This window comes from Kribbella voronezhensis, from assembly GCF_004365175.1.
GTDB lineage: Bacteria > Actinomycetota > Actinomycetes > Propionibacteriales > Kribbellaceae > Kribbella > Kribbella voronezhensis.
The window spans coordinates 5,289,014-5,309,363 of sequence record NZ_SOCE01000001.1 but is presented as its reverse complement, the minus strand read 5'-3'; the positions used below and the strand labels follow the sequence as shown (position 1 = coordinate 5,309,363).

Genomic DNA, 20,350 nt, shown 5'->3' with positions numbered 1-20,350 from the left:
ATCCGCTTCTTCTCTATGTACTGCACGGCTCCGGCGAAGGAGCCGGTTCTGTCAGGCCGCCGGGGACATCTCTTCCGCGGCGAGTTCCGACTGGACTGCTTCGAGTTCCGCCGCCTCGGCTGCGGCGAGGGCGCGACGTTCCTTGAGCCCGCGAAGGCCGTAGGCGCCGAGCAGCAGGCCGAGCACGGTGATGCCGGTGATCACGACCAGCGCCGGCTTGTACGCCGCCAGCATCCCGCTGGGTGCGGTGACTCCGTGCGACTGGCTGCCGATGACCGCCGTGGTGATGGCGAGCACGATCGCGCCGCCCACCTGGCTGGAGGTGTTGAACAGACCGGACGCGAGCCCCTGCTCGTTGTCGTCCACCCCGTTCGTGGCCTGCATGTTCAGGGCCGGGAAGGTGATCGCGAAGCCCAGGCCGATCAGCACGATCGTCGGCAGCACCGTGGCGGTGTAGTTCGACGTCTGACCGATCCGCAGGAAGAGCGCGTAGCCCGCGACGAACAGCACCATGCCGGCCGCGACCATCCGCTCCGTACCGATCCGGTCCGCCAACTTGCCCGCGTTCGGCGAGAGGAAGGCGACCAGCAGGCCGGCCGGCAGGAAGCCGAGCGCGGTCTCCAGGGACGACCAGCCGAGCATGTTCTGCAGGTAGAGCGTGCCGATGAACTGGAACGAGACGTACGCGCCGAACACCGTCATGATCGCGAGGTTCGCCAGCCGCAGGTTGGTCTTGCGCAGGATGCCGAGGCGGACCAGCGGGTGCTTGGTGTGCGTCTCGATCCAGACGAAGGCTGCCAGCAACGCGGCCGCCAGGACGAACAGCCCGATCGTGCGGACCGAGACCCAGCCGGCTCCTTCAGCGCCGACCACGGCGAAGACCAGGCTGAGCATCCCGGCGGTGACGGTGACGGCCCCCGGTACGTCGTACCCGCCGACCGCCTCGTCGCGCGGGCTGTTCGGGATCAGCTTGACCGCGAACAGCAGCACGAGCAGGGCGACCGGGCCAGGCATCAGGAAGGTCCAGCGCCAGCCGACCTCGGTCAGCAGGCCGCCGAGGATCAGGCCGAGCGAGAAGCCGCTCGCGGCGCAGGTGGTGAAGATGCTGAGCGCCCGGTTCCGGTCCGGACCCTCGTGGAAAGTCGTGGTGAGGATGGAGAGCGCGGCCGGCGCGGTGAACGCGGCGGCGATGCCCTTGACGAACCGCGCGGCGATGAGCAGTTCGGGGTTGGTCGCCAGCGAGCTCAGCATCGAGACCACGGCGAACACGGCCAGCGCGATCAGGAAGACGCGGCGGCGGCCGAGCAGGTCGGCGGTCCGGCCGCCCAGCAGCAGGAAGCCGCCGTAGCCGAGCACATAACCGGTCACGACCCATTGCAGGGAGGACAGGGAGACGCCGAGGTCGGCGCCGATGGAGGGCAGCGACATGCCGACCATGGACACGTCGAGGCCGTCGAGGAAGATCACGCCGCAGACCACCAGGAGCGCGCCCCACAGGCGTGCATCCCAGGTCAGGCGGGTCGGAGGTACTTGCGTTGTCTGTGTCACGAGAAGAGAGCTTTGCATGCATGTGCATCTAATGTCTAGTCATTAATTGCAGTTGCATTGGATGCAGATGCATGATAACGTCGCGGACATGACCGAGACGAAGGTCAGCGCTGGGACTGGTGAGACCAGCGCCGATGTCCGCGAGTGGCGCCAGTTGCTGGCCCGCCATGCGGATCTCACCTGCGCGCTCGACCGTGAGCTGCAGTCCGGCCACGGCCTGGGCATGAGTGAGTACGAGGTGCTCGAGCGGCTGGCCAACCTCCCTGATCAGTCCGCCAAGGTCCAGCAGATCGCCGGCTCGGTGCATCTGAGCCAGAGCGCACTGTCCCGGGTGATCGGGCGACTGGAAGCAGCCGGTCTGGTCGAGCGGAACATGTGCCCCGAGGACCGCCGCGCGATCAGCGTCTGCATGACCGAGAAGGGCCTGCTCCGGCAGCGAGAAGCACAGCCGACCCAGCGCCGTGTCCTCGCCGAGCGCCTGCACGCCCCGCTGATCAAGTCCTGCGACCCGACAGACTGAAGCCCCGGCCCGACGCTTGCCACCCGACAGACTGAAGTCGGCTAGTTGAGCGTGTACGTGTAGCCGCTCGCGAGCAGACTGGCGAGCACGCGTTCTCGGTGCTCGTCCCCACGCATCTCCAGCTGCAGCGCGACCTCGACCTCGTCCAGGTGCAGCGTCTCGGAGATGCGCTCATGCAGTACTTCGATGATGTTGGCCTCCACCTCGGCCAGCCGGGTCAGCAAGGCCGCCAGCCCACCAGGCGTATCGGGGATCCGCACTCGCAGGGACAAGTAGCGTCCAGCCGCCGCCATGCCGTGCCGTAGTACGCGCATCAGCAACAGCGGATCGATGTTCCCGCCCGACAGCACCGCAACGACCGGTGGCTTGAACCGCTTCGGGTTGTCCAGCAGCGCGGCCACAGCGGCGGCGCCGGCCGGCTCGACCACCAGCTTGGCCCGTTCGAGGATCAGCAAGAGGGCCTTGGACAACGAATCCTCGCCGACCGTCAGCACCTCGCCGACGTACCGCTGGATCGCCGCGAACGGAACCGTGCCGGGAAGCCCGACCGCGATCCCGTCGGCCATCGTCGCCATCTTCTCCAGCTGCACCGGCTCGCCGGCAGCCAGCGAGGGCGGATACGCCGCGGCGCCCTTCGCCTGCACCCCGACGACCTCGATCGGCATCCCGTCGCGCTGCATCGCCGACGCGATCCCGGCGATCAGTCCGCCACCACCGGTCGGTACGACGACCGTCCGCACCTGCGGGCATTGCTCGACGATCTCCAGCCCGGTGGTCGCCTGGCCGGCCACGATGTCCACGTGGTCGAACGGGTGGATCAGGATCGCGCCGGTCTGCTCCTCGAACGCGCGGGCCGCCTTCAGGCAGTCGTCGATCGACGTACCGACGAACCTGATCTCGGCGCCGTACGCACGGGTCGCCTTCTCCTTCGGGATCGGCGCGCCGTGCGGCATGAACACGGTCGCCTTGATCCCGAGCAGTTGGGCGGCCAGCGCGACGCCCTGCGCGTGATTTCCGGCGCTCGCGGCGACGACCCCCTTCGCCCGGTCCTTCTTGGACAACCGCGCCATTCGCACGTATGCACCGCGCAGCTTGAACGATCCGGTCCGCTGCAGGTTCTCGCACTTGAGGAAGACGTCACCGCCGACGAGGTCGCTCAACCAGCGCGAGTACTCCAGCGGCGTAGGTGCCACCACGTCATGCAGCAGATCCGCTGCCCGGGCAATCTCGGCCGCACTGATCGTCACCCGCTCACACTACGACGCGCACCGGCCGGTCCAGGTGCTTGCGCCAGGCGGGGTGTCGCTCGCCCCGCACCCGCGCGTAGTACGCCATGGCCTCGGCGAGCGCGTCTCCCGCGGAGAGCTGCGTTTGGATGCGAGGTTCCGGGCTACTCCGGTAATAGCCGGCTGGAGACGGCCTGATTGGAATTCCCTTTCGTGAGGGAGAACCTTCGTTCGCCGGAGGGAACTCGGCGGCTGGCGGCGTGATGAGACTGAGGGCATGAAGATCTCGACCCCGCACGTGGCGGGGTGCGTCACCGTCGCCGCCATGATGCCGTACCTCTCGATCAAGATCGCCTGGCTGCTCGGCAGTGACATCGGCGTCGTTCAACCGGGGCTGATGCGCACGGCGCCGTTCGTTGTCGGCAACTCGATCACCGCCGCGATGGAGCTGACCGGCGCCGCGCTGGCGTTGGCCCTCGTCCACCCGTGGGGGCGACGGCTGCCGGCCTGGATGGTCTTGTTCCCGTTGTGGGTGGCCGGAGGTCTGCTGGCGCCGGTGATGCTCGCGGCGCCACTCGGCTTCCTCGCCGGGAACACGCCCACGCCCGCGGCAGACAACCCCATCGACGGTCTGCAGGGGTGGGTGTACGGCGTCGTCTACGCGGGCTTCATCCTGCAGGGCACCGGACTTGCGGTGACGTTCGTTCTGCATGTCCGTGCCCGCTGGGCGCACGTTCTCCGCGCCCGTCTCGGCCCCGCGGGCTCCCCCAGCACGATCCAGGTCCGGCTGATCGCCGCTGTCGGCGCGTTGGTCGCGCTTGTTGTCGCCGCCCGCCTGTTCTGGGCGTTCGGCGGATCAACAGGGTTGACCAGCGAGGCGCGAAACGGCCGGAGCGTTGCCCAGCGGGCGCTGGACATTTCGACGGCGAGTCTGGCGCTGGCGGGACTGGTGGGACTGGTCATCCTCGTCTCGCACCGGCCACGAGCCATCCGGGCCGGGGGATCGCTGATGGCTGCTGGGCTCGGTACCGGCGCGATGTTCTGCTCGGGTGGCTACCAACTCACCCTTCTGATCGCGCCCGGCACACCGTTCGACACGGCCGGCGGTCTGCGGTTCGGCCTGGTCATCGCCGCCCAGGTGGTGGCCGGCCTGCTGGGTGCGATCGTCCTCCGCGGAATTCGCGTCCCGTCTGTGCCGCAAGCCCGGTCAGGCAGCGAGGTGCTGTTGGACGCGGGCCAGGGCGGTGGCTGCGAGGGCAACGGAGGGATCCTGTACCGAGGCGCCGGTGTCACTGTCGACCAACAGCTGCCCGGCGGGTCCCTGCGACAGCCGGCGGCCCGGTCCCTGTCACGGCCGCCGGTCGTGACGTAGACCACGCGGCACCGATGTCACAGCCGGTCGCGGCCTCTCGTCTCGGGGGCATGACGAACTCACAAAGGACCTCGGTGCTGATCACCGGAGGCAACAAAGGACTTGGCTACGAAGCCGCCCGGAGGCTCGGAGAGCAGGGCTGGACGGTCTATCTCGGCTCGCGCGACGAGGGCCGGGGACAGGAAGCGGCCGAGAGGCTGGCCGCCGACGGCGTGAACGTGGTGCTGATCCCGCTGGACGTGACCTCGGAGGAGTCGGTGGCCGAGGCCGTCCGGCTGGTGGAGAAGCACACCGACCGGCTCGACGTGCTGATCAACAACGCGGGCGCCCCGGGACGGGGCATCGCGCCGGCGGAGGCGACGGCCGAGGAGATCCACTCCGTCTACGACACCAACGTTTACGGGCCGGTCAGGGTGACGCACGCCTTCCTCCCCCTGCTGCAGGCGGCGGAGAACCCTCGTGTGGTGATGGTGTCCAGCGGCGGCAGTTCGTTCTCGGTCGTGACCGACCCGGAGCAGCCCTTCTCGAAGTTCCACGAACTCGCCTACAGCTCGTCGAAGACGGCGCTGAACATGATCACCGTCCGGTATGCCCAGGCGCTGCCGCAGATCAAGTTCAACCTCGCGACCCCCGGCGAGACCGCCAACAAGAAGTTCGCCGCCACCGACATGAACAACCACACCGGCGCGCTCACGGTCACGGAGGGCACCGACTCGATCCTGAGGCTCGCGATGCTGGACGCCGACGGGCCGACCGGGATCTTCGTCGACCGCCTGGGTCCGGTCGCGTGGTGAGTGCCTGACCTGCTCAGGGCGGATCGGCTGGATCCGCCCTGAGCTGCCGGCACGCTGCCCAGGTCAGTCGGCAAGCCGGCGGTTGTGCTGCAGCTCGCGGGTGATCGCCCAGGCGTCGCCGACCGGACCCAGGTGGCCGAGCTTGTCGGGGTTGAGCACCGAGCGGATGGTCTGGATCCGCCCGTCGAGGATGTCGAGCACGAAAGTGCTGACCACCTTGCCGTCGCGGTCGCGAAGGATCGCGCCGGGCTGCCCGTTCAGCTCGCACACCTCCACACTCGCGTCGATCCGGGCGAGCACCGGGAAGATCGACGCGAGCAGGCGGGCCAGATGGTCTGCGCCGATCACGCTCCTGGCCAGCGCGGGCGCCTTACCGCCGCCGTCCCCGACCATCTCGGCGTCAGCCGAGAGCAGCTCGCGCACTCCCTCGACATCGCCGTCCCGGAGCGCGTCGAAGAACCGTGCCGCCAGCTCCTCGCGTTGCTGAGGATCCGCAGGGAACCGGGGCCGTCCCCCATCCATGTGGCGACGCGCCCGGACCGCCAACTGGCGGCAGGCTGCCTCCGACCGCCCGACGGCGGACGCGACCTCGGGGAAGCCGAAGCCGAACACCTCCCGCAGGACGAAGACCGCGCGTTCCAGCGGAGACAGCCGCTCGAGCAGCAGCAGGGCCGCCATTGAGACCGAGTCCGCCAGTTCCGCCGAGCGGGCGGGATCCTCGTAGGGATCGTTGAGCAGCGGCTCGGGCAACCACTGCCCGACGTACTGCTCCCGCCGGACCCGCGCCGAACGCAGCACATCGATCGACACCCGGGTGACGACGGCGGACAGGAACGCCTTGGTCGACGAGGGCGTGGTCGGGGACGACTCGTAGCGCAGCCAGGTCTCCTGGACCGCGTCCTCTGCCTCGGCGACGCTGCCGAGGATCCGGTAGGCGATCGAGAAAAGCAGCCCCCGCAGCTCCTCGAACTCCTCTGCCACGGTCATCGCGTCGACCTCCCCGTCAGGAACCGGACTGCCGGCGCTCGCTGTGCCGATTCCCCTCGACCACCTCGACGCCGTCCAACCGTGACCCGGTTCTTCACCTTCCGCGCCGGCAACGACGGATGCCGGCAGAACCAGGCGGCGTCCGCGGTACTGGCGGCCTTCACCGTTACACAGTAGTGGGACGCGCCTCGTGTCACCTACGATGCGGCTCCCCCACAGATCGGTGTGAATGTGTCAGGTACGACGGTTAGAGCAGTCGTGGTCCACCCGGACGGCAAGTCGATCCTGATGACGCCGTCCGGTCGGGTCCTGATGCCCGACGACTTCTGGTTCCCGGACGTCGAAGCCCCGTTGCGTGCTCTTCACGACGAACTGGGAGTCGACGGCTACGTTCTGGCCTGCCTCGACGACGATCGGGAAGCCCAGCGGGTCGACTACCTGATCGTCGGCTCCGCGGCCGGCGCCGATTGGGTGACTGACGTCGACGATCCCCTGGTCAAGGCAGCCCGGCTCCACCTCGACCTGCCCGCCGACCATCCGGTCACGCCTGCTTGGACCAAGCCGGGCTGGTACGACGAGGCGCTCGCGTGGATCGACGATCGGCTGACCGCCGCCGGGTCGCCGCTGACCGGCGTACCGACTCAGGTGCGGTCGTGGGGGTTGTCGAACGTCCTACGGTGTCCGACTGCCGCGGGAGCCGCTTATTTCAAGGCCCTTGCGCACACCAGCACGATCACGCCGGCTCGGCCGGATTCACTGCCTTTGCTGTTCGCGCACGAGCCGCGGCTATTGCGGCATCTCTCGGACGAGCGGCCCGGCGAGGTGGTCTCACCGGTGGCGATCGACGAGGACCGGGTCTGGATGCTGCTGCCGGATCTCGGTACGCCGCTGGCCGCCGAGACGGACATCGAGGTGTGGATCGCCGCGATGCGTGGGCATGCCCGGCTTCAACGCAGCTATGCATCGTCGCCGGATCGGCTGCTGGAGTTCGGCTGCGTCGACCGTCGGCTCACGATCCTCGACAAGGAGATCGACCGGCTCTTCGGCCCGAACCTCGTCAGCGACCAGCTGGAGCAGGCCGAGCGGGACAACCTGCTGTCCCAGGCCGATCGGTTGCGCGAGGCAATCACCGAGCTGGCCGACATCGGCGTACCGGAGACGTTGCTGCACGGCGATCTGCATCCGGGCAACCTCGCCGTCCGGGACGGGCAGGTGCTGGCGTTCGACTGGACCGATGCCGCGCTGTCGCACCCGTTCCTGGATCTGGTCACGTTCTTCGACAAGCGGATCGATCTCTCCCGGGATCCGCGGGTGGTGGACGCCTACCTGTCCGAGTGGGCGGAGTTCGCGTCCCCGGAGAGCCTGCGCCAGGCGCTCCTGCTGGCAGAGCAGTTGGGCGCGTTGCACCAGTTGATGACGTCCCTCTATCTGCACGACTACGTCGGCGAAGCGAGCCAGGAGTCGATGCTCCGCGGCGGCCTCTACTGGGCCCGCCGGCTCCTCGAGCAATAGCTACTTGAGCAGGAGTTTGCCGAGGCGGCGGGAGGCGACGTACATGCCGAGGGTGCCCATCGCGATCAGGTAGAGCGCGTTGATGATCAGCGTCCAGCTCACGGTTCCCGTGGTGAAGGCGCGTTCGAGGGCGACGCCCTGGTAGAGCGGGGTGATCTCGACCAGCCAGCGGATCGCGCCCGGGTACGTCTGGACCGGGTAGAAGGTTGCCGAGAACAAGAACATCGGCATCGTCGTGAGCTGGACGAACTCGAAGTCCTGCCAGCTCCGCATGAACGTGGTCATCGCCATCCCGGCGCCGGCGAACGCGTACCCGATCAGGACCGAGGCCGGCAGGGCGAGCAGGGCCCACCAGGACTGGATCAATCCCATCACGAGCATCACCAGCAGGAACATCGCCGAGTAGCAGGCGCCCCGCAGCAACGCCCACGTCACCTCACCGGTCGCGACGTCCCACGGCCGCAGCGGGGTCGCCAGCATCGAGTCGTAGAGCTTCGCGTACTTCATCCGGAAGAAGATGTTGTACGTCGAGTCGAAGACGGCACCGTTCATCGCCGAGCTCGCGAGCATCGCGGGTGCCACGAACGCGGCGTACCCGATCACCGTGCCGTCGGCCAGGGTGAAGTCGCCGACCAGCTTGGCGACGCCGATGCCGATCGACAACAGGTAGAACACCGGCTCGAAGAAGCCGGACACGAACATCACCCAGGACCGGCGGTAGACCAGGAAGTTGCGCTCGACGACCTGACGGCCGTTGCCGACGCGGATCGGTACCGGGATCACCCGGACAGCAAGCGTCGCCATCAGCTGATCAACCTCTTCGTCAGGCCGCGCACGGCGAACCAGGTGCCGACCACGAACCAGGCAGCGAGGTAGGCGAGACTGCCGAGCGCCGGCCAGAACTCGACCGTGTTCAGGCTCAGATCCCGCGACAACTCGACCGCGTGCCACAGCGGGCTGACGTAGGCAAGCCACTCGATCCAGTCCGGCAACTGCGAGACCGGGAAGAACGCACCGGAGAACAGGAAAGCCGGTATCACACCGAACCGGAAGATCATCGCGAAGCCGGAGTCGTTCTTGAGCGTCGTCGCGATCGCGCAGACCGGCGCGGACGCGGCCATCCCCACCAGCAGCGCGACCGGCAACCCCAGCAGTCCGAGTGGCGATCTCAACCCACCGAACGCGGCGATCACCGCCAGGAAGACCGCGCAAGTGCTGGCGACGCGGAAGGCGATGAAGGCCAGCTGCCCGTACATGACGTCCGCCGGACGCAGCGGCGTGGCGATCATCGAGTAGTAGAACTTCTGCCACTTGAGACCACTCATCACCGGGTACGTCGATTCGCCGACCGCGATCTGCAGGGCCGTCGAGGCGAGCAGGCCCGGCGCGATGAACTGCAGATAGCTGACCCCACCGAGCGAGCCGGTGCCGTTGGCATCGACGAAGGAGCCGAGGCCGATGCCCATCGCGGCCAGATAGAGCAGTGGCAACAGGAAACTGCTGACCAGGCTGCCCTTCCACGTCCGCTTGTAGACGGTGAGCCAGTAGTCGAACTGTCTCTGCCCGTTCTCGATCGCGACAGCGGTCATCAGTCCACCAACGTCCGGCCGGTGAGCCGCAGGAACACGTCCTCCAGCGTCGACCGGCGTACCAGTACCGCGGCCGGCTCCAACCCGCGCTCGTGCACTGCCGCGACTGCCCGCTCGCCGTCGTCGGTGTACAGCAAGAGGCGATCAGGCAGTACTTCGATCCGTTGCGCGAGGTCGGCCACCTTGCCGGCCAGCGCGTCGTGGTCCGCGAACATCACCTCGGGCCCGAACCGCAACTCGGTCACCTCGCGCGTCGAGTAGTCCCGGATCAACTCCGCCGGGGAGCCCTCGGCCGCGATGAGTCCGCCGTCCATCACCACCAGGCGGTCGCACAACTGCTCGGCCTCGTCCATGTAGTGGGTCGTGATGATCAGCGTCACGCCCGCCTGCTTCAGCCGGAACAGCTTGTCCCACAACAGATGCCGCGCCTGCGGATCCAGCCCGGTGGTCGGCTCGTCGAGCAACAGCAGATCCGGCTTGCTCACCAGCGACCGCGCGATCGTCAGCCGCCGCTTCATCCCGCCCGACAGTTCGTCGACCTTGACCTTCGCCTTCTCCGTCAACGCGACGAACTCCAGCAACTCGTCGGCCCGCTCGCGGCACTCGGCCCGGCTGAGCCCGAAGTACCGGCCGTAGACGGTCAGGTTCTCCCGGACGGACAGCTCGGTGTCCAACGTGTCGTCCTGCGGGCAGACCCCGAGTCGCGCCCGGATGGCGGGACCCTCGGTGGCCGGATCCATCCCCAGGATCCGCAACTCGCCCCCACTGACCGGCGACACCGCCCCGATCATCCGCATCGTCGACGACTTCCCGGCCCCGTTCGGCCCGAGGAACCCGAACGCCTCGCCCTTCCACACATCCAGGTCGATCCCCGCGACGGCCTCGAAGTCCCCATAGGACTTCCGCAACCCCCGCGCCCGAACCAGCGCCTCCACCTGTCCCGTCACACCCCCGACCCTAGACGCCACCTCAGACACTTCGCTCGTACCACGAAATGCGCCCGCACCTCGTTGGCGGGCACTCCGGAGGTGAACCTAGTTGGCGGTACTCCGGAGGTCCTTTCGTTGAGTGGTAACAAGTTGTGCGTATTTGCAGGTTTGTATCCACTCAGTGGAAGGCTCGAGGGCGACGACGCCGGCCTGGCCGTAGCTTCAGCCGCGGCCGGCGTACGGCATGCCTGCTGCCATCACCATCAGCGTGGGGACCGCCACCGACGTAGGCAATTGGGCGATCTGGACCACGAAGGCCGCAACCGTGCGTGGGTCGAAGGTCGGCTCGACGCGGATCGAGCCGTCCGGTTGGAGGGCACCTTGTTCCATGCGTTCGGTCATCGCGGTGGCTGCGTTGCCGATGTCGATCTGGGTTGCCGTGATGCCGTGGGTTCGGCCCTCCAGTTCGAGGGCCTTGGTGAGACCTGAGATGGCGTGTTTGCTCGCGGTGTAGGCGACCGCCTGCGGTCGCGGTACGTGCGCGGAGATCGACCCGTTGTTGATGATCCGCCCACCGGAAGGCTTCTGCCGCAGCATCAGCGCGTACGCCGCCTGTGCGCACAGGAAGGACCCGGTGAGATTGGTGTCGACCACAGCCCGCCAATCCTCCTCGCTGACCTCCTCGACAGGAGCAGCAGGCATCCCCGTGCCGGCGTTGTTCACCAGCAGGTCGATCCGCTCGAGCGAAGCAAAGAACTCCCGTACTGCGGGTCCGTCGGTCACATCCAGTACGGCGGTCCGCAACGTACCCACTCCGGCAGCACCGACAGCGGCCACCTGCTCCCCCGCCGCGGCGGTCTCCTCCAGCTTCGTCAGAGTCCGCCCGGTCACCGTGACGTCGAAGCCGGCCGCGGCCAGAGCCAACGCCATCTCGCGCCCGAGCCCCGACCCGCCACCCGTGACCACCGCGACCTGCTGCATCCGTTCCTCCTCGCCTGGCCGCAGCACCAACGCTGAGCTGAAGCAATCTTGCCTCGTCAACTCTCCGTAATCGGCAGCTCACAGTTCGTTAATCAGTTGCCGCATACCCCGAGAGACCGGAAACTCATTTGCGTGTATCACGCAAGCATGTATATGCTTGCACCATGCATGTAAATGATCCGTACGCTCCGCAGACCCCGCTCGAGGGGGTCCTGCACGCGTTCACGCGGATCGGCCGCCGGCTGAAGTCCAAGCAGCCCGGGGACACGATCGACCACAGCGCCCACCTGGTGCTGTTCGTCCTGCGGTGCAACGGGGCACTGCGGTTGTCCGACCTGGCCGCCCGGATGGAGATCGACGCCTCGACGGCGAGCCGGCATGTCCGGGCGCTGGAGCAGGCGGGCCTGATCCAGCGGTCGGCCGATCCCGACGACGGCCGGGCCTTCCGGGTCGAGCTGACCGAGCAGGGTACCGCGGAGTGGGAAGCCGCCGCCAAGCGGCGGATGGAGTTGCTGACCCAGGCCATGGAGGGCTGGACCGACTCCGATATCGAGACTTTCGAGAAGCTGATGACCCGGTTCGCGGACGGGGTCACCAGCATCGTCGACGAGCGGGGCGAGGGCAGGGCCTGGGCCGACAAGGGCTGGACCGCCGCAATGGCCGCGCATCACGGCGCCGCGCCTGAGAACGCCGCGCACCAGAACACCGAGAAGAACGTGGAGAACCGATGAGCACCACCGAGCCGGCTACGACTGGCGGCGCGTCCCCAGCGCCCGACAATGCACCGAACTACCTGTCCCACCGACAGATCCTGGTGATCCTCGGCGGCCTGATGGCCGGCATGTTCCTGGCCGCGCTCGACCAGAGCATCGTCGGTACGGCGCTGCCGCAGATCGTCAGCGAGTTCAACAGCCTGGACAAACTGTCCTGGGTGGTCACGGCGTACCTGCTGACCTCGACCGCCTCCACTCCGCTGTGGGGCAAGATCTCCGACCTGTACGGTCGCCGCCCGCTGTTCATCGCCGCGATCGTCACCTTCCTGGCCGGCTCCGTGCTGGCCGCCCTGTCGCAGAACATCGAGCAGCTGATCGGCTTCCGGGCCGTCCAGGGTCTCGGTGCCGGCGGTCTGATGTCCCTCGCGTTCGCCACCATCGGCGACGTGATCCCGCCGCGTGAGCGCGGCAAGTACATGGGGTACTTCGGCGCCGTGTTCGGCCTGTCCTCGGTGGCCGGCCCGCTGCTCGGCGGTCTGCTCACCGACGGTCCCGGCTGGCGCTGGATCTTCTGGATCAACCTGCCGATCGGCCTGGTCGCCCTGGGCATCGTGGCCGCCGTCCTCAAGCTCCCGCACGTGAAGCGCAGCCACAAGATCGACTACCTGGGTGCCGCGATCGTCACCGGTGCTGTCACCGCGCTGCTGCTCGCGGTCTCCTGGAGCGGCCCGAACAACGGTTGGGGCAACGGAACGACCCTGGCGCTGCTGATCGGCGCCGTCGTCCTGGCCGTCAGCTTCGTCCTGGTCGAGCTGCGGGTCTCCGAGCCGATCATCCCGATGGACCTGTTCAAGGGCCGGATCTTCTCCGGGTACGCCGGGTTCGCCTTCCTGCTGGGCTTCGCGATGTTCGGTGCGCTGATCTTCCTGCCGCTCTACCTGCAGGCGGTCAAGGACCTGTCCCCGACCCGGTCGGGCCTGGCCCTGCTGCCGATGATCGTCGGTATCTTCAGCGCCTCGATCCCGAGCGGTCAGCTGATGAGCAAGACCGGCCGCTACAAGATCTACCCGATCATCTCCGCGGTCCTGGTCGCCGGCGCGATGGTGCTGCTGTCCACGATCGGGATGAACACGCCGTACTGGCACCTGGCGATCTTCATGTTCATCATGGGTTCCGGCCTGGGTCTGTCGATGCAGATCACCGTCACCGCGGCACAGAACAGCGTGCCCCGGCAGCACATGGGCACCGCGACCTCGACGATGACGTTCTTCCGCTCGATGGGTGGCGCGATCGGTACGGCCGTGTACGGCGCGGTGCTGACCAGCCGCTTGAAGGTGCACCTGGGCGACATCGTCCCGCAGACGATGCAGGGCATGGTCGACCAGCTCGCCAAGGCCGCGAACAGCGTGCAGGCGCTGCACGGCCTGAAGGACCCGATGAAGGGCTGGGCGCTGTCCGGTCTGGTCAACGCGATGGACGACGTGTTCCTGGTCTCGCTTCCGTTCCTGGCGATCGCGCTGGTGCTGGCGATCATCACCCCGGAGCAGCGGCTGGCCGGTCGCAACGACGCCCCCAAGGCCGACGGCGACACCGCCGACCTGGAGGCTTCCGCCGCCGGCGCGATGCACTGACAGACAACTGAAAAAGCAACACAGAACAGCAGCCCCCAGATCCTTCTGGGGGCTGCTGTTGTCTGCAAGGAAAGGCAGTGGGGGGTGACACAGCCGCAGCCCCGGACCCTTCTGGAGCTGCTGTTGTCTGCAAGGAAAGGCAGTGGGGGGTGACACAGCCGCAGCCCCTTCTGGGGGATTGCTGTTGTTTGCAAGGAAAGGCAGTGGGGGGTGACACAGCCGCAGCCCCGGAACCTTCGGGGCTGCTGTTTCTATTCGAGCGCTTCGGGGTTGGGTGCGGGGGATGTTCTTCGTCGGGGCAGTGGCCGGCGGGGAAGTGGTCGTGGTGGTTCTGGGTCGACGTCGTTGCCGGCCAGGTGGTTCACGATCGTGTTGAGCACGGCGGCTGTCGGTACTGCGACCAGGGCGCCCACGATCCCCGCGATCACCACGCCGGTGGCGATCGACAGGATCACCGCGAGCGGATGAACGCTCACCGCCCGGCCGAGCAGGAACGGCTGCAGGACGTGCGCCTCCACCTGCTGCACGGCGATCACCACGGCCAGCATGATGATCGCAACAATGGGGCCCTTGGCAACCAATGCCACGAGGACCGCGACGATCCCACTGACGAACGCACCCACCACGGGGACGAACGCGCCGACGAACACCAGGATCCCGATCGCGCTGACCAGCGGCAGCCCGAGGATCGCCGCACCCAGTGAGATCCCGATCGCGTCCACGGCCGCCACGATGATGGTGGCCCGGACGAACGCGGTCAGCGAGACCCACGCCTTCCGGGCGGACGAATCCACCTTCTCCCTGGCCTGCAGGGGGAACAGCCGGACCAGCCAGGCCCAGATCTGCGAGCCCTGGTAGAGGAAGAAGAACAGGCAGAACAGTGAGATGAAGAGTCCGGCCACGACGTGCGTAGCCGTGGTACCGACCTCGGCCGCGCGCTGGCCGAGCGCGCCGCCCTTCATCACGGTGTCCTTCACCTTGTTCAGCGAGTCCGTGATGTCCTGGTCGGTGACGTTGAGGTTGATCTTGACCAGGTCGCGGAGCTTCTGCACACCTTCGCCGACCTGCGTGGACAACTTGTCGAACTGGGTCGCGATCTGGGTGCCGACGAGGGTCAGCAGGCCGGCCACCAGCACGATCGTGCCGATCACCGTGATGCCGGCCGCAGGGCCCCGCGGGACCCGGGCGCGGTGCAGCGTATTCGTCGCGGGCGCCAGCAGGGCGGTCAGCAGCACGCCGACCACCACCGGAATGACGACCTCGGACAGGTACTGCAGTCCGTAGCCGATCACCACGACCGCGGCCACGACCACCAGGAACCGCCACGCCCAGGCGCTGGCGATCTGCATGCCGGCCGTCACCCCGACATCCACCGGTCCGCGGCTGGAGGGCATCACGACGCCGGCTCCGTCCTCCGGTACCACCGTCGAGCTGACCTCGTCGGCCGCCTGGTTGTCCGCGACAGGACTCTCCTCGTCCCGCCCGACGTCCGGTACGTCGGCCGAGTCGTCCCGCCCCACCGGCTCGTCCGGCTTGTTCATGGCACCTCCGGGTCTCAGGTCCTGCTGAGACTAGTTCCCCGTAGTACCGGTTCCATGAATGTTCGAGCCCACCCGCCGGGCGAGACCTTCCGCGGCGACCGGGGCGACATCGGCGAGCAGCCCGACCCCAGCAAGGACGTACTCCGTGTCCACGCAGGTCCGTGCCCCCGAAGGCACCAGCCAGCCCTCCTCCTGGGCGCCGGCAGCGACCGCTCCCAGTACCCGGGCCGCGAGGTCAGGACCGTTGTGCCGGAGCACTCCCCCGGACCCGACCAGCAGATCCACCTCGCGCAGATCCTTGCCGGACCGCTCGATCACCCGCCCACCCGGACCGAACACCACCCGCTGCCGCCCCGCATGCCGCCGCAACGCCACCGTCACGGCCACCCGCGCCAGCAGTTCGTCGTACGACGTCTCGTCGGCCGAATCCGGCAGGTACGACGGCTCGTCGTGCCGCCGCTTCGCCGCAACCCGCAGTACCGGATCCTCCGGGATCAGCCCAGCCTCGACCCCGGCGGCGACCACCGGTACGGCGCTCCACCGCATCCCGAGGTCACCTTCGACAGTGCGCGTGACCGGGTGCGTGGCGACCACCTCGCGGCCGAGGTTCGCGTCCTCCGGGTCGAGTTCGATCACCGAGTGGACGTCGGTGGTCGCCCCGCCGATGTCGACCACGGCGACATCGCCGTGCAACGACGCGAGCACCTCGACACCTCGTAGTACGACGTCAGGCGTCGCGGCGCGGACCATCCGGGCGAACCCGGGATCGCGCGACAGGTTCTTGCCACCGATCACGTGCGCCAGGAACATCTCCCGGATCGCGGCCCGCGCACTGTCGGGCGCGAACACCCCGATCTCCGGTACGACGTTGTCCGCCAGCACGTGCGGCACGTTGCCCTCGGCAAGCATGGAGCCGACCACACCCTGTGCCTCGATGTTGCCAGCAGCAACCACCGGCCGACGCCACTTGTACTTCGCGAGCACGGCTGCCGCGTTCTCCAGTACGGCGGAGTTGCCGCCGTCCGTGCCGCCCAGCAACAGCACCACGTCCGGACGTTCGGCCCGCAACGCCTTCAGAGACGTCGCCGTCAGTCCACCGTTGACCACGGCAACCACCCGGCCACCGCTCGACAACGCCACCCGGCGGCCCGCTTCGGCGGTGACGAGCTCTTCGTTGCCAACGACACCGATCCGCAGACCGCCACCCGCACTCGAACAGGCGAGCACCTCGGCCTTGGCGATCCCCTTGTCGACCGCGAGAAGCGCGGTACGGCAGGCCTGATAGCCGTCCAGCACGTCGGTGTCGATCGTGGTGCGGTGTTCGGCCCGGGCGATCAACTCACCCGAGCCGGCGTCCACCGCGATCGCCTTCGTGAAGGTCGACCCGAAGTCGACCGCCACAAAGGACTGCATCAGGACATTGCGCGGTCGAGATCGGCCAGCAGGTCGTCGATCGTCTCGATGCCGACGCTGAGCCGGATCAGGTCCGCCGGGACCTCCAGCGGGGTGCCGGCGACCGAGGCGTGGGTCATCTTGCCCGGGTGCTCGATCAGCGACTCGACGCCGCCCAGCGACTCGCCCAGGGTGAAGACCTCGGCCTTGTTGCAGATGTCCAGCGCGTGCTGCTCGCCGCCGGTCACCCGGAACGACACGATGCCGCCGAAGCGCTTCATCTGCTTGGCCGCGGTCTCGTGGCCGGGGTGGCCGTCGACGCCCGGGTAGAGCACCGAGGTGACGCCCTTGTGGCGCTGCAGGAACTCGACGACCTTCTCGGCGTTGTCGCTGTGCCGGTCCATCCGAACGCCCAGGGTCTTGATGCCCCGCAGTACCAGCCAGGCGTCGAACGGCCCGGCGACGGCACCGATCGCGTTCTGGTGGAAGGCGATCTTGTCGGCCAGCTCCGCGTCGCGAACGATCAGCGCACCGCCGACGACGTCCGAGTGACCGCCCATGTACTTCGTGGTCGAGTGCACCACCACGTCGGCACCGAGCTCGAGCGGCTGCTGCAGGTACGGCGAGGCGAACGTGTTGTCCACCACCAGCAACGCACCGGCGTCGTGAGCGATCTGCGCCACGATGGCGATGTCGGCCACGTTCAGCAGCGGGTTGGTCGGCGTCTCCAGCCAGACGATCTTGGTCTTGCCCGGACGGATCGCGGCCCGGATCGCCTCCGGGTGCGTGACGGCCGCCGGGGTCATCTCGACGCCCCAGTTGCCGAGCACCTTCGAGAACAGCCGGAACGTGCCGCCGTACGCGTCGTCGGGGAAGACCACATGGTCCCCCGGCACACAGAGCGAGCGGATCAGCGTGTCCTCGGCGGCCAGGCCGCTGGCGAAGGCGAACCCTCTCGTCCCGGCCTCGATCGCGGCCAGACACTCCTCGAGCGCGGTCCGGGTCGGGTTGGCCGACCGGGAGTACTCGTAGCCGTTGCGCAGCCCGCCGACGCCGTCCTGCTTGTAGGTGCTGGTCGCGTAGATCGGCGGAACCACCGAGCCGGTGGTGGGGTCGGGCTCGTTCCCGGCATGGATGGCGAGCGTCTCGAATCCGTAGGAGTGTTCGTAGGTCACCGGACCAGCGTACGGCCTGGTCTGATGACCCCGATCCGGGCCTACCGTTCCGTGGACAGCTCGTGATGGAGCAGGATCCGGACCGGTTCGCCGGAAAGCGGTCTCTGTGGAGGAAGGGTTCAAGCGCGGATGAAGACGCAGGACAGGTCGCTCGACGACGACGCGTTGGCGATGGCCGATCTGGCCGAGGTTCCGGACTGGACCGCTGTGGCGGGGCCGGACTCGGACCGGACCGGTGAAGAGGTGGTCAGAGCGCTGGTGCAGCGGGTGACAGCCGCGACCGGCTGGCAGCCCTGGCCGCTCGAGCCGGGCGAGAAGATCGGCGACGAGTCCGCCTCCTGGGGATTCACCACCCGGCGCGGCATCACGATGATCGTGTTCGACGGGCTCGCGTTCGCCGACGTGCGGACGAGCGGCTGGTCGGCGTACGAGATCGGACCGGACGACATCGCCGAGGCGGAGGCCGGGCTCGACGCCGCCTGGCCGGCGCACTTCGACCTCGCGGTGAAGACCTGGGGCGAACCGGCGTACGTCGGTACTTCGGTCGGCAACCCCGGTTTTCTCGACGAGTGGGGTCCGGGCGCGGGCGCGGATCGGCGGCATCTCGCCGTCTGGCTGCGACCGGGCGCGCAGCTCCAATTGTTCAGCGACGCGCCTTCGCGAGACCCGCTCACCCCGTCCGTCGGGGTCAACTACGCCGTCTACATCGACTAGGAGTTCTGATGACCACTCCGCACCAGGGCCCGGGTATGTGGCAGCAGGGCAACCGCGAGCAGGCGCTCGACTGGCTGGCCAACCTCGACCCGCGCCAGCAGCAGGCGTTGCAGCGCTCGATCCAGACCCACCAGGCGCTCGCACCGATCTACAACGCGACCAACCGCGTGATCCAGTCGGCGCAACGAACCGCGGCCCGGCTGAGCGACTACGCACAGCGGCTCGCCAGCGGCGCTCGCACCCTCGGGCAGAACGCCGTCGCCGCAGGGCAGACGGCGGTGGACCGCACGGTTGAAGGCGGGCAGGAAGCCGCGGCGCGGCTGACCGAGATGGGTCAGCGCGGCCGGGACAACGTTGCCGGGGCGGCTGAGTGGACCGCGGCGGCTGCCACGGGTGTCGCGTACCGGGCGATCGACGGGGCGACGGCAGCAGGTCGCGGGATCGCCGACGCCGGACGCCAGGTGGCCGCCGCCGGCCGCCAGGCGGTCGCGGCAGGTCAGAACGCGGTCGGCAAGGTGTCGCGCTGGTTCAAGGAGAAGCAGACCAACACGTCGGTCCGCGCCAACGCCGCCCGCGCGGCTTTCCAGGCGTTCCGGACCGACCCCGCGCTTCAGAACACGGTCAGCCCGAAGGACGTCAAGGTTCTGAGCGAACAGGCCGCCGCCATCGGTACCGCCAAGAACTGGGACGAACTGAACGCCGCCATCCAGCAGTTCGGCCAATCAGCCGAACGCCTGGGCGGCCAAACCCCGCAGGCGACCGCGGCCGAGAAGGCCAACAACCCCGCCTGGGCACTCCAAGGCACCACCCACCCTCGCGGCGCGGTCACCCAAACGCCTGCGACCGCTCAGGCCAGCGCCCAGGTCCAGCAGAACCAAGGCGAAGCGGCCAAGCAAACCGGCGGCAAACACCGAGCCGGCCCCGAAACCGAGCGCTGACAGCAACTACCGCACAGCTACTGACAGCTGCGAGGCCGGCCCACCCCTGCGGGCCGGCCTCGCAGCTTGCTTTGGTTCCCCGCCTTCCGGCGCGGACTACTTGGTTGCTGCGGGCAAGCGGACGGTGAAGAGGGGAAGGAGGAAGTGGACCAGCGGTCCGATGGCGAGGGCGTAGGCGACGGTTCCGAAGCCGACGACGCCGCCGAGTAGCCAGCCGATCGCGAGCACGGTGACCTCCAGGGTCGTCCGGACCAGGCGCACGCTGAGACCAGTACGCCGTACGAGGCCCGTCATCAGCCCGTCGCGCGGACCGGGGCCGAATTGCGCGCCGATGTAGAGCGCACCGGCCAGCGCGTTGACCACGATTCCGCTGGCCATGAAGACGATGCGCAGCCAGAGCGCGTCCGGGCGATCCACCGTCGACAGCGTCAGGTCGGTCACCAGCCCGATCACGATGGCGTTGCTGATCGTGCCGAGCCCGGGCCACTGCCGCAGCGGGATCCACCCGAGCAACACCACGAAGCTCATCGCGATCACCACGGTGCCGAAGCTGACGTCGAGATGCTTGGTGATGCCCGAGTGCAGCACGTCCCAGGGATCGAGGCCGAGGTTGCCCTGGATCATCAGGCCCATCGAAGCGCCGTACAGGGTGAGCCCGACGTACAGCTGCACGAGGCGGCGCGGCAACTGGCCCGCTTGGAGCTGCTGGATCGGGTTGAGGGCGGCAAGAGCGCGCGGGGCTTCGGCAGTGGCGGTCACACGAACCAGTTTGCGGGCGATTGGCCTGG

The 20,350-nt window shown here is 68.2% G+C and carries 19 protein-coding genes; 8 read left to right on the top strand and 11 right to left on the bottom strand.

Annotated features, from left to right (window positions below):
* Window positions 1-51: 51 nt before the first annotated feature.
* Window positions 52-1,548 carry an MFS transporter gene (locus tag EV138_RS24795; RefSeq protein ID WP_238158333.1) on the bottom strand — a complete coding sequence of 499 codons (1,497 nt, stop codon included), beginning with the start codon at window positions 1,546-1,548 and terminating at the stop codon, window positions 52-54.
* A gap of 88 nt (window positions 1,549-1,636) precedes the next feature.
* Here EV138_RS24795 and EV138_RS24790 point away from each other — a divergent pair, with 88 nt between their 5' ends.
* Window positions 1,637-2,068 carry a MarR family winged helix-turn-helix transcriptional regulator gene (locus EV138_RS24790; protein WP_166678667.1) on the top strand — a complete coding sequence of 144 codons (432 nt, stop codon included), beginning with the start codon at window positions 1,637-1,639 and terminating at the stop codon, window positions 2,066-2,068.
* A gap of 41 nt (window positions 2,069-2,109) precedes the next feature.
* Here EV138_RS24790 and ilvA read toward each other — a convergent pair whose 3' ends face one another.
* Entirely contained in the window at window positions 2,110-3,315 is a 1,206-nt protein-coding gene (gene ilvA, locus EV138_RS24785; RefSeq protein WP_133981171.1) for a threonine ammonia-lyase, read from the bottom strand.
* A gap of 256 nt (window positions 3,316-3,571) precedes the next feature.
* Here ilvA and EV138_RS24780 point away from each other — a divergent pair, with 256 nt between their 5' ends.
* Both EV138_RS24780 and EV138_RS24775 read left to right on the top strand, forming a co-directional pair.
* On the top strand, window positions 3,572-4,666 hold the full coding sequence (locus EV138_RS24780) for a hypothetical protein (protein WP_133981170.1): 1,095 nt from the start codon (window positions 3,572-3,574) through the stop codon (window positions 4,664-4,666).
* 50 nt (window positions 4,667-4,716) lie between these two features.
* Window positions 4,717-5,460 (top strand): SDR family NAD(P)-dependent oxidoreductase, encoded by a 744-nt coding sequence (locus EV138_RS24775; RefSeq protein WP_133981169.1) that lies wholly within the window; start codon window positions 4,717-4,719, stop codon window positions 5,458-5,460.
* 63 nt (window positions 5,461-5,523) lie between these two features.
* Here EV138_RS24775 and EV138_RS24770 read toward each other — a convergent pair whose 3' ends face one another.
* A complete protein-coding gene (locus EV138_RS24770) occupies window positions 5,524-6,447 on the bottom strand; it encodes an RNA polymerase sigma-70 factor (RefSeq protein WP_133981168.1) in 924 nt (307 codons plus the stop codon).
* A gap of 231 nt (window positions 6,448-6,678) precedes the next feature.
* Here EV138_RS24770 and EV138_RS24765 point away from each other — a divergent pair, with 231 nt between their 5' ends.
* A complete protein-coding gene (locus EV138_RS24765; protein ID WP_133981167.1) occupies window positions 6,679-7,959 on the top strand; it encodes an aminoglycoside phosphotransferase family protein in 1,281 nt (426 codons plus the stop codon).
* On the opposite strand, the gene EV138_RS24760 is transcribed toward EV138_RS24765, so the two are convergent.
* The 4 genes from EV138_RS24760 to EV138_RS24745 all read right to left on the bottom strand — a co-directional run bounded on the left by EV138_RS24760 (window position 7,960) and on the right by EV138_RS24745 (window position 11,458).
* Entirely contained in the window at window positions 7,960-8,763 is an 804-nt protein-coding gene (locus EV138_RS24760) for an ABC transporter permease (RefSeq protein WP_133981166.1), read from the bottom strand. It abuts the gene before it with no gap.
* A complete protein-coding gene (locus EV138_RS24755; RefSeq protein WP_133981165.1) occupies window positions 8,763-9,548 on the bottom strand; it encodes an ABC transporter permease in 786 nt (261 codons plus the stop codon). The genes EV138_RS24760 and EV138_RS24755 overlap by 1 nt, the downstream gene beginning before the upstream one ends.
* A complete protein-coding gene (locus EV138_RS24750) occupies window positions 9,548-10,495 on the bottom strand; it encodes an ABC transporter ATP-binding protein (RefSeq protein WP_133981164.1) in 948 nt (315 codons plus the stop codon). Before EV138_RS24750 ends, EV138_RS24755 begins: the two co-directional genes overlap by 1 nt.
* 204 nt (window positions 10,496-10,699) lie before the next feature.
* The gene (locus tag EV138_RS24745) at window positions 10,700-11,458 is read right to left on the bottom strand and encodes an SDR family oxidoreductase (protein ID WP_133981163.1); all 759 of its coding nucleotides are present in this window, start codon (window positions 11,456-11,458) and stop codon (window positions 10,700-10,702) included.
* Window positions 11,459-11,622: 164 nt separating this feature from the next.
* On the opposite strand from EV138_RS24745, the gene EV138_RS24740 reads away from it, so the two are divergent.
* Window positions 11,623-12,189: a MarR family winged helix-turn-helix transcriptional regulator gene (locus tag EV138_RS24740; RefSeq protein WP_133981162.1), complete on the top strand. Its 567-nt coding sequence runs from the start codon at window positions 11,623-11,625 to the stop codon at window positions 12,187-12,189.
* Complete coding sequence (locus tag EV138_RS24735) at window positions 12,186-13,802, top strand: MDR family MFS transporter (protein WP_133981161.1); 1,617 nt, start codon at window positions 12,186-12,188, stop codon at window positions 13,800-13,802. The genes EV138_RS24740 and EV138_RS24735 overlap by 4 nt, the downstream gene beginning before the upstream one ends.
* Before the next feature lie 251 nt (window positions 13,803-14,053).
* Here EV138_RS24735 and EV138_RS24730 read toward each other — a convergent pair whose 3' ends face one another.
* From EV138_RS24730 to EV138_RS24720, 3 genes are read right to left on the bottom strand one after another with little or no spacing between them, the layout of a single operon-like run.
* On the bottom strand, window positions 14,054-15,343 hold the full coding sequence (locus tag EV138_RS24730) for an AI-2E family transporter (RefSeq protein ID WP_133981160.1): 1,290 nt from the start codon (window positions 15,341-15,343) through the stop codon (window positions 14,054-14,056).
* Between the two features lie 30 nt (window positions 15,344-15,373).
* Window positions 15,374-16,756: a glutamate mutase L gene (locus EV138_RS24725; RefSeq protein WP_133981159.1), complete on the bottom strand. Its 1,383-nt coding sequence runs from the start codon at window positions 16,754-16,756 to the stop codon at window positions 15,374-15,376.
* Window positions 16,756-17,910 carry a cystathionine gamma-synthase gene (locus EV138_RS24720; RefSeq protein WP_133981158.1) on the bottom strand — a complete coding sequence of 385 codons (1,155 nt, stop codon included), beginning with the start codon at window positions 17,908-17,910 and terminating at the stop codon, window positions 16,756-16,758. Before EV138_RS24720 ends, EV138_RS24725 begins: the two co-directional genes overlap by 1 nt.
* A 129-nt stretch (window positions 17,911-18,039) precedes the next feature.
* On the opposite strand from EV138_RS24720, the gene EV138_RS24715 reads away from it, so the two are divergent.
* Together EV138_RS24715 and EV138_RS24710 are read left to right on the top strand one after the other, a co-directional pair.
* Window positions 18,040-18,624 (top strand): hypothetical protein, encoded by a 585-nt coding sequence (locus EV138_RS24715; protein WP_133981157.1) that lies wholly within the window; start codon window positions 18,040-18,042, stop codon window positions 18,622-18,624.
* Between the two features lie 8 nt (window positions 18,625-18,632).
* On the top strand, window positions 18,633-19,562 hold the full coding sequence (locus tag EV138_RS24710; protein WP_133981156.1) for a hypothetical protein: 930 nt from the start codon (window positions 18,633-18,635) through the stop codon (window positions 19,560-19,562).
* A gap of 96 nt (window positions 19,563-19,658) precedes the next feature.
* Here EV138_RS24710 and yczE read toward each other — a convergent pair whose 3' ends face one another.
* Window positions 19,659-20,321, bottom strand: coding sequence for a membrane protein YczE (gene yczE, locus EV138_RS24705; RefSeq protein ID WP_133981155.1), 663 nt, complete (start codon window positions 20,319-20,321; stop codon window positions 19,659-19,661).
* Between the last annotated feature and the right edge of the window lie 29 nt (window positions 20,322-20,350).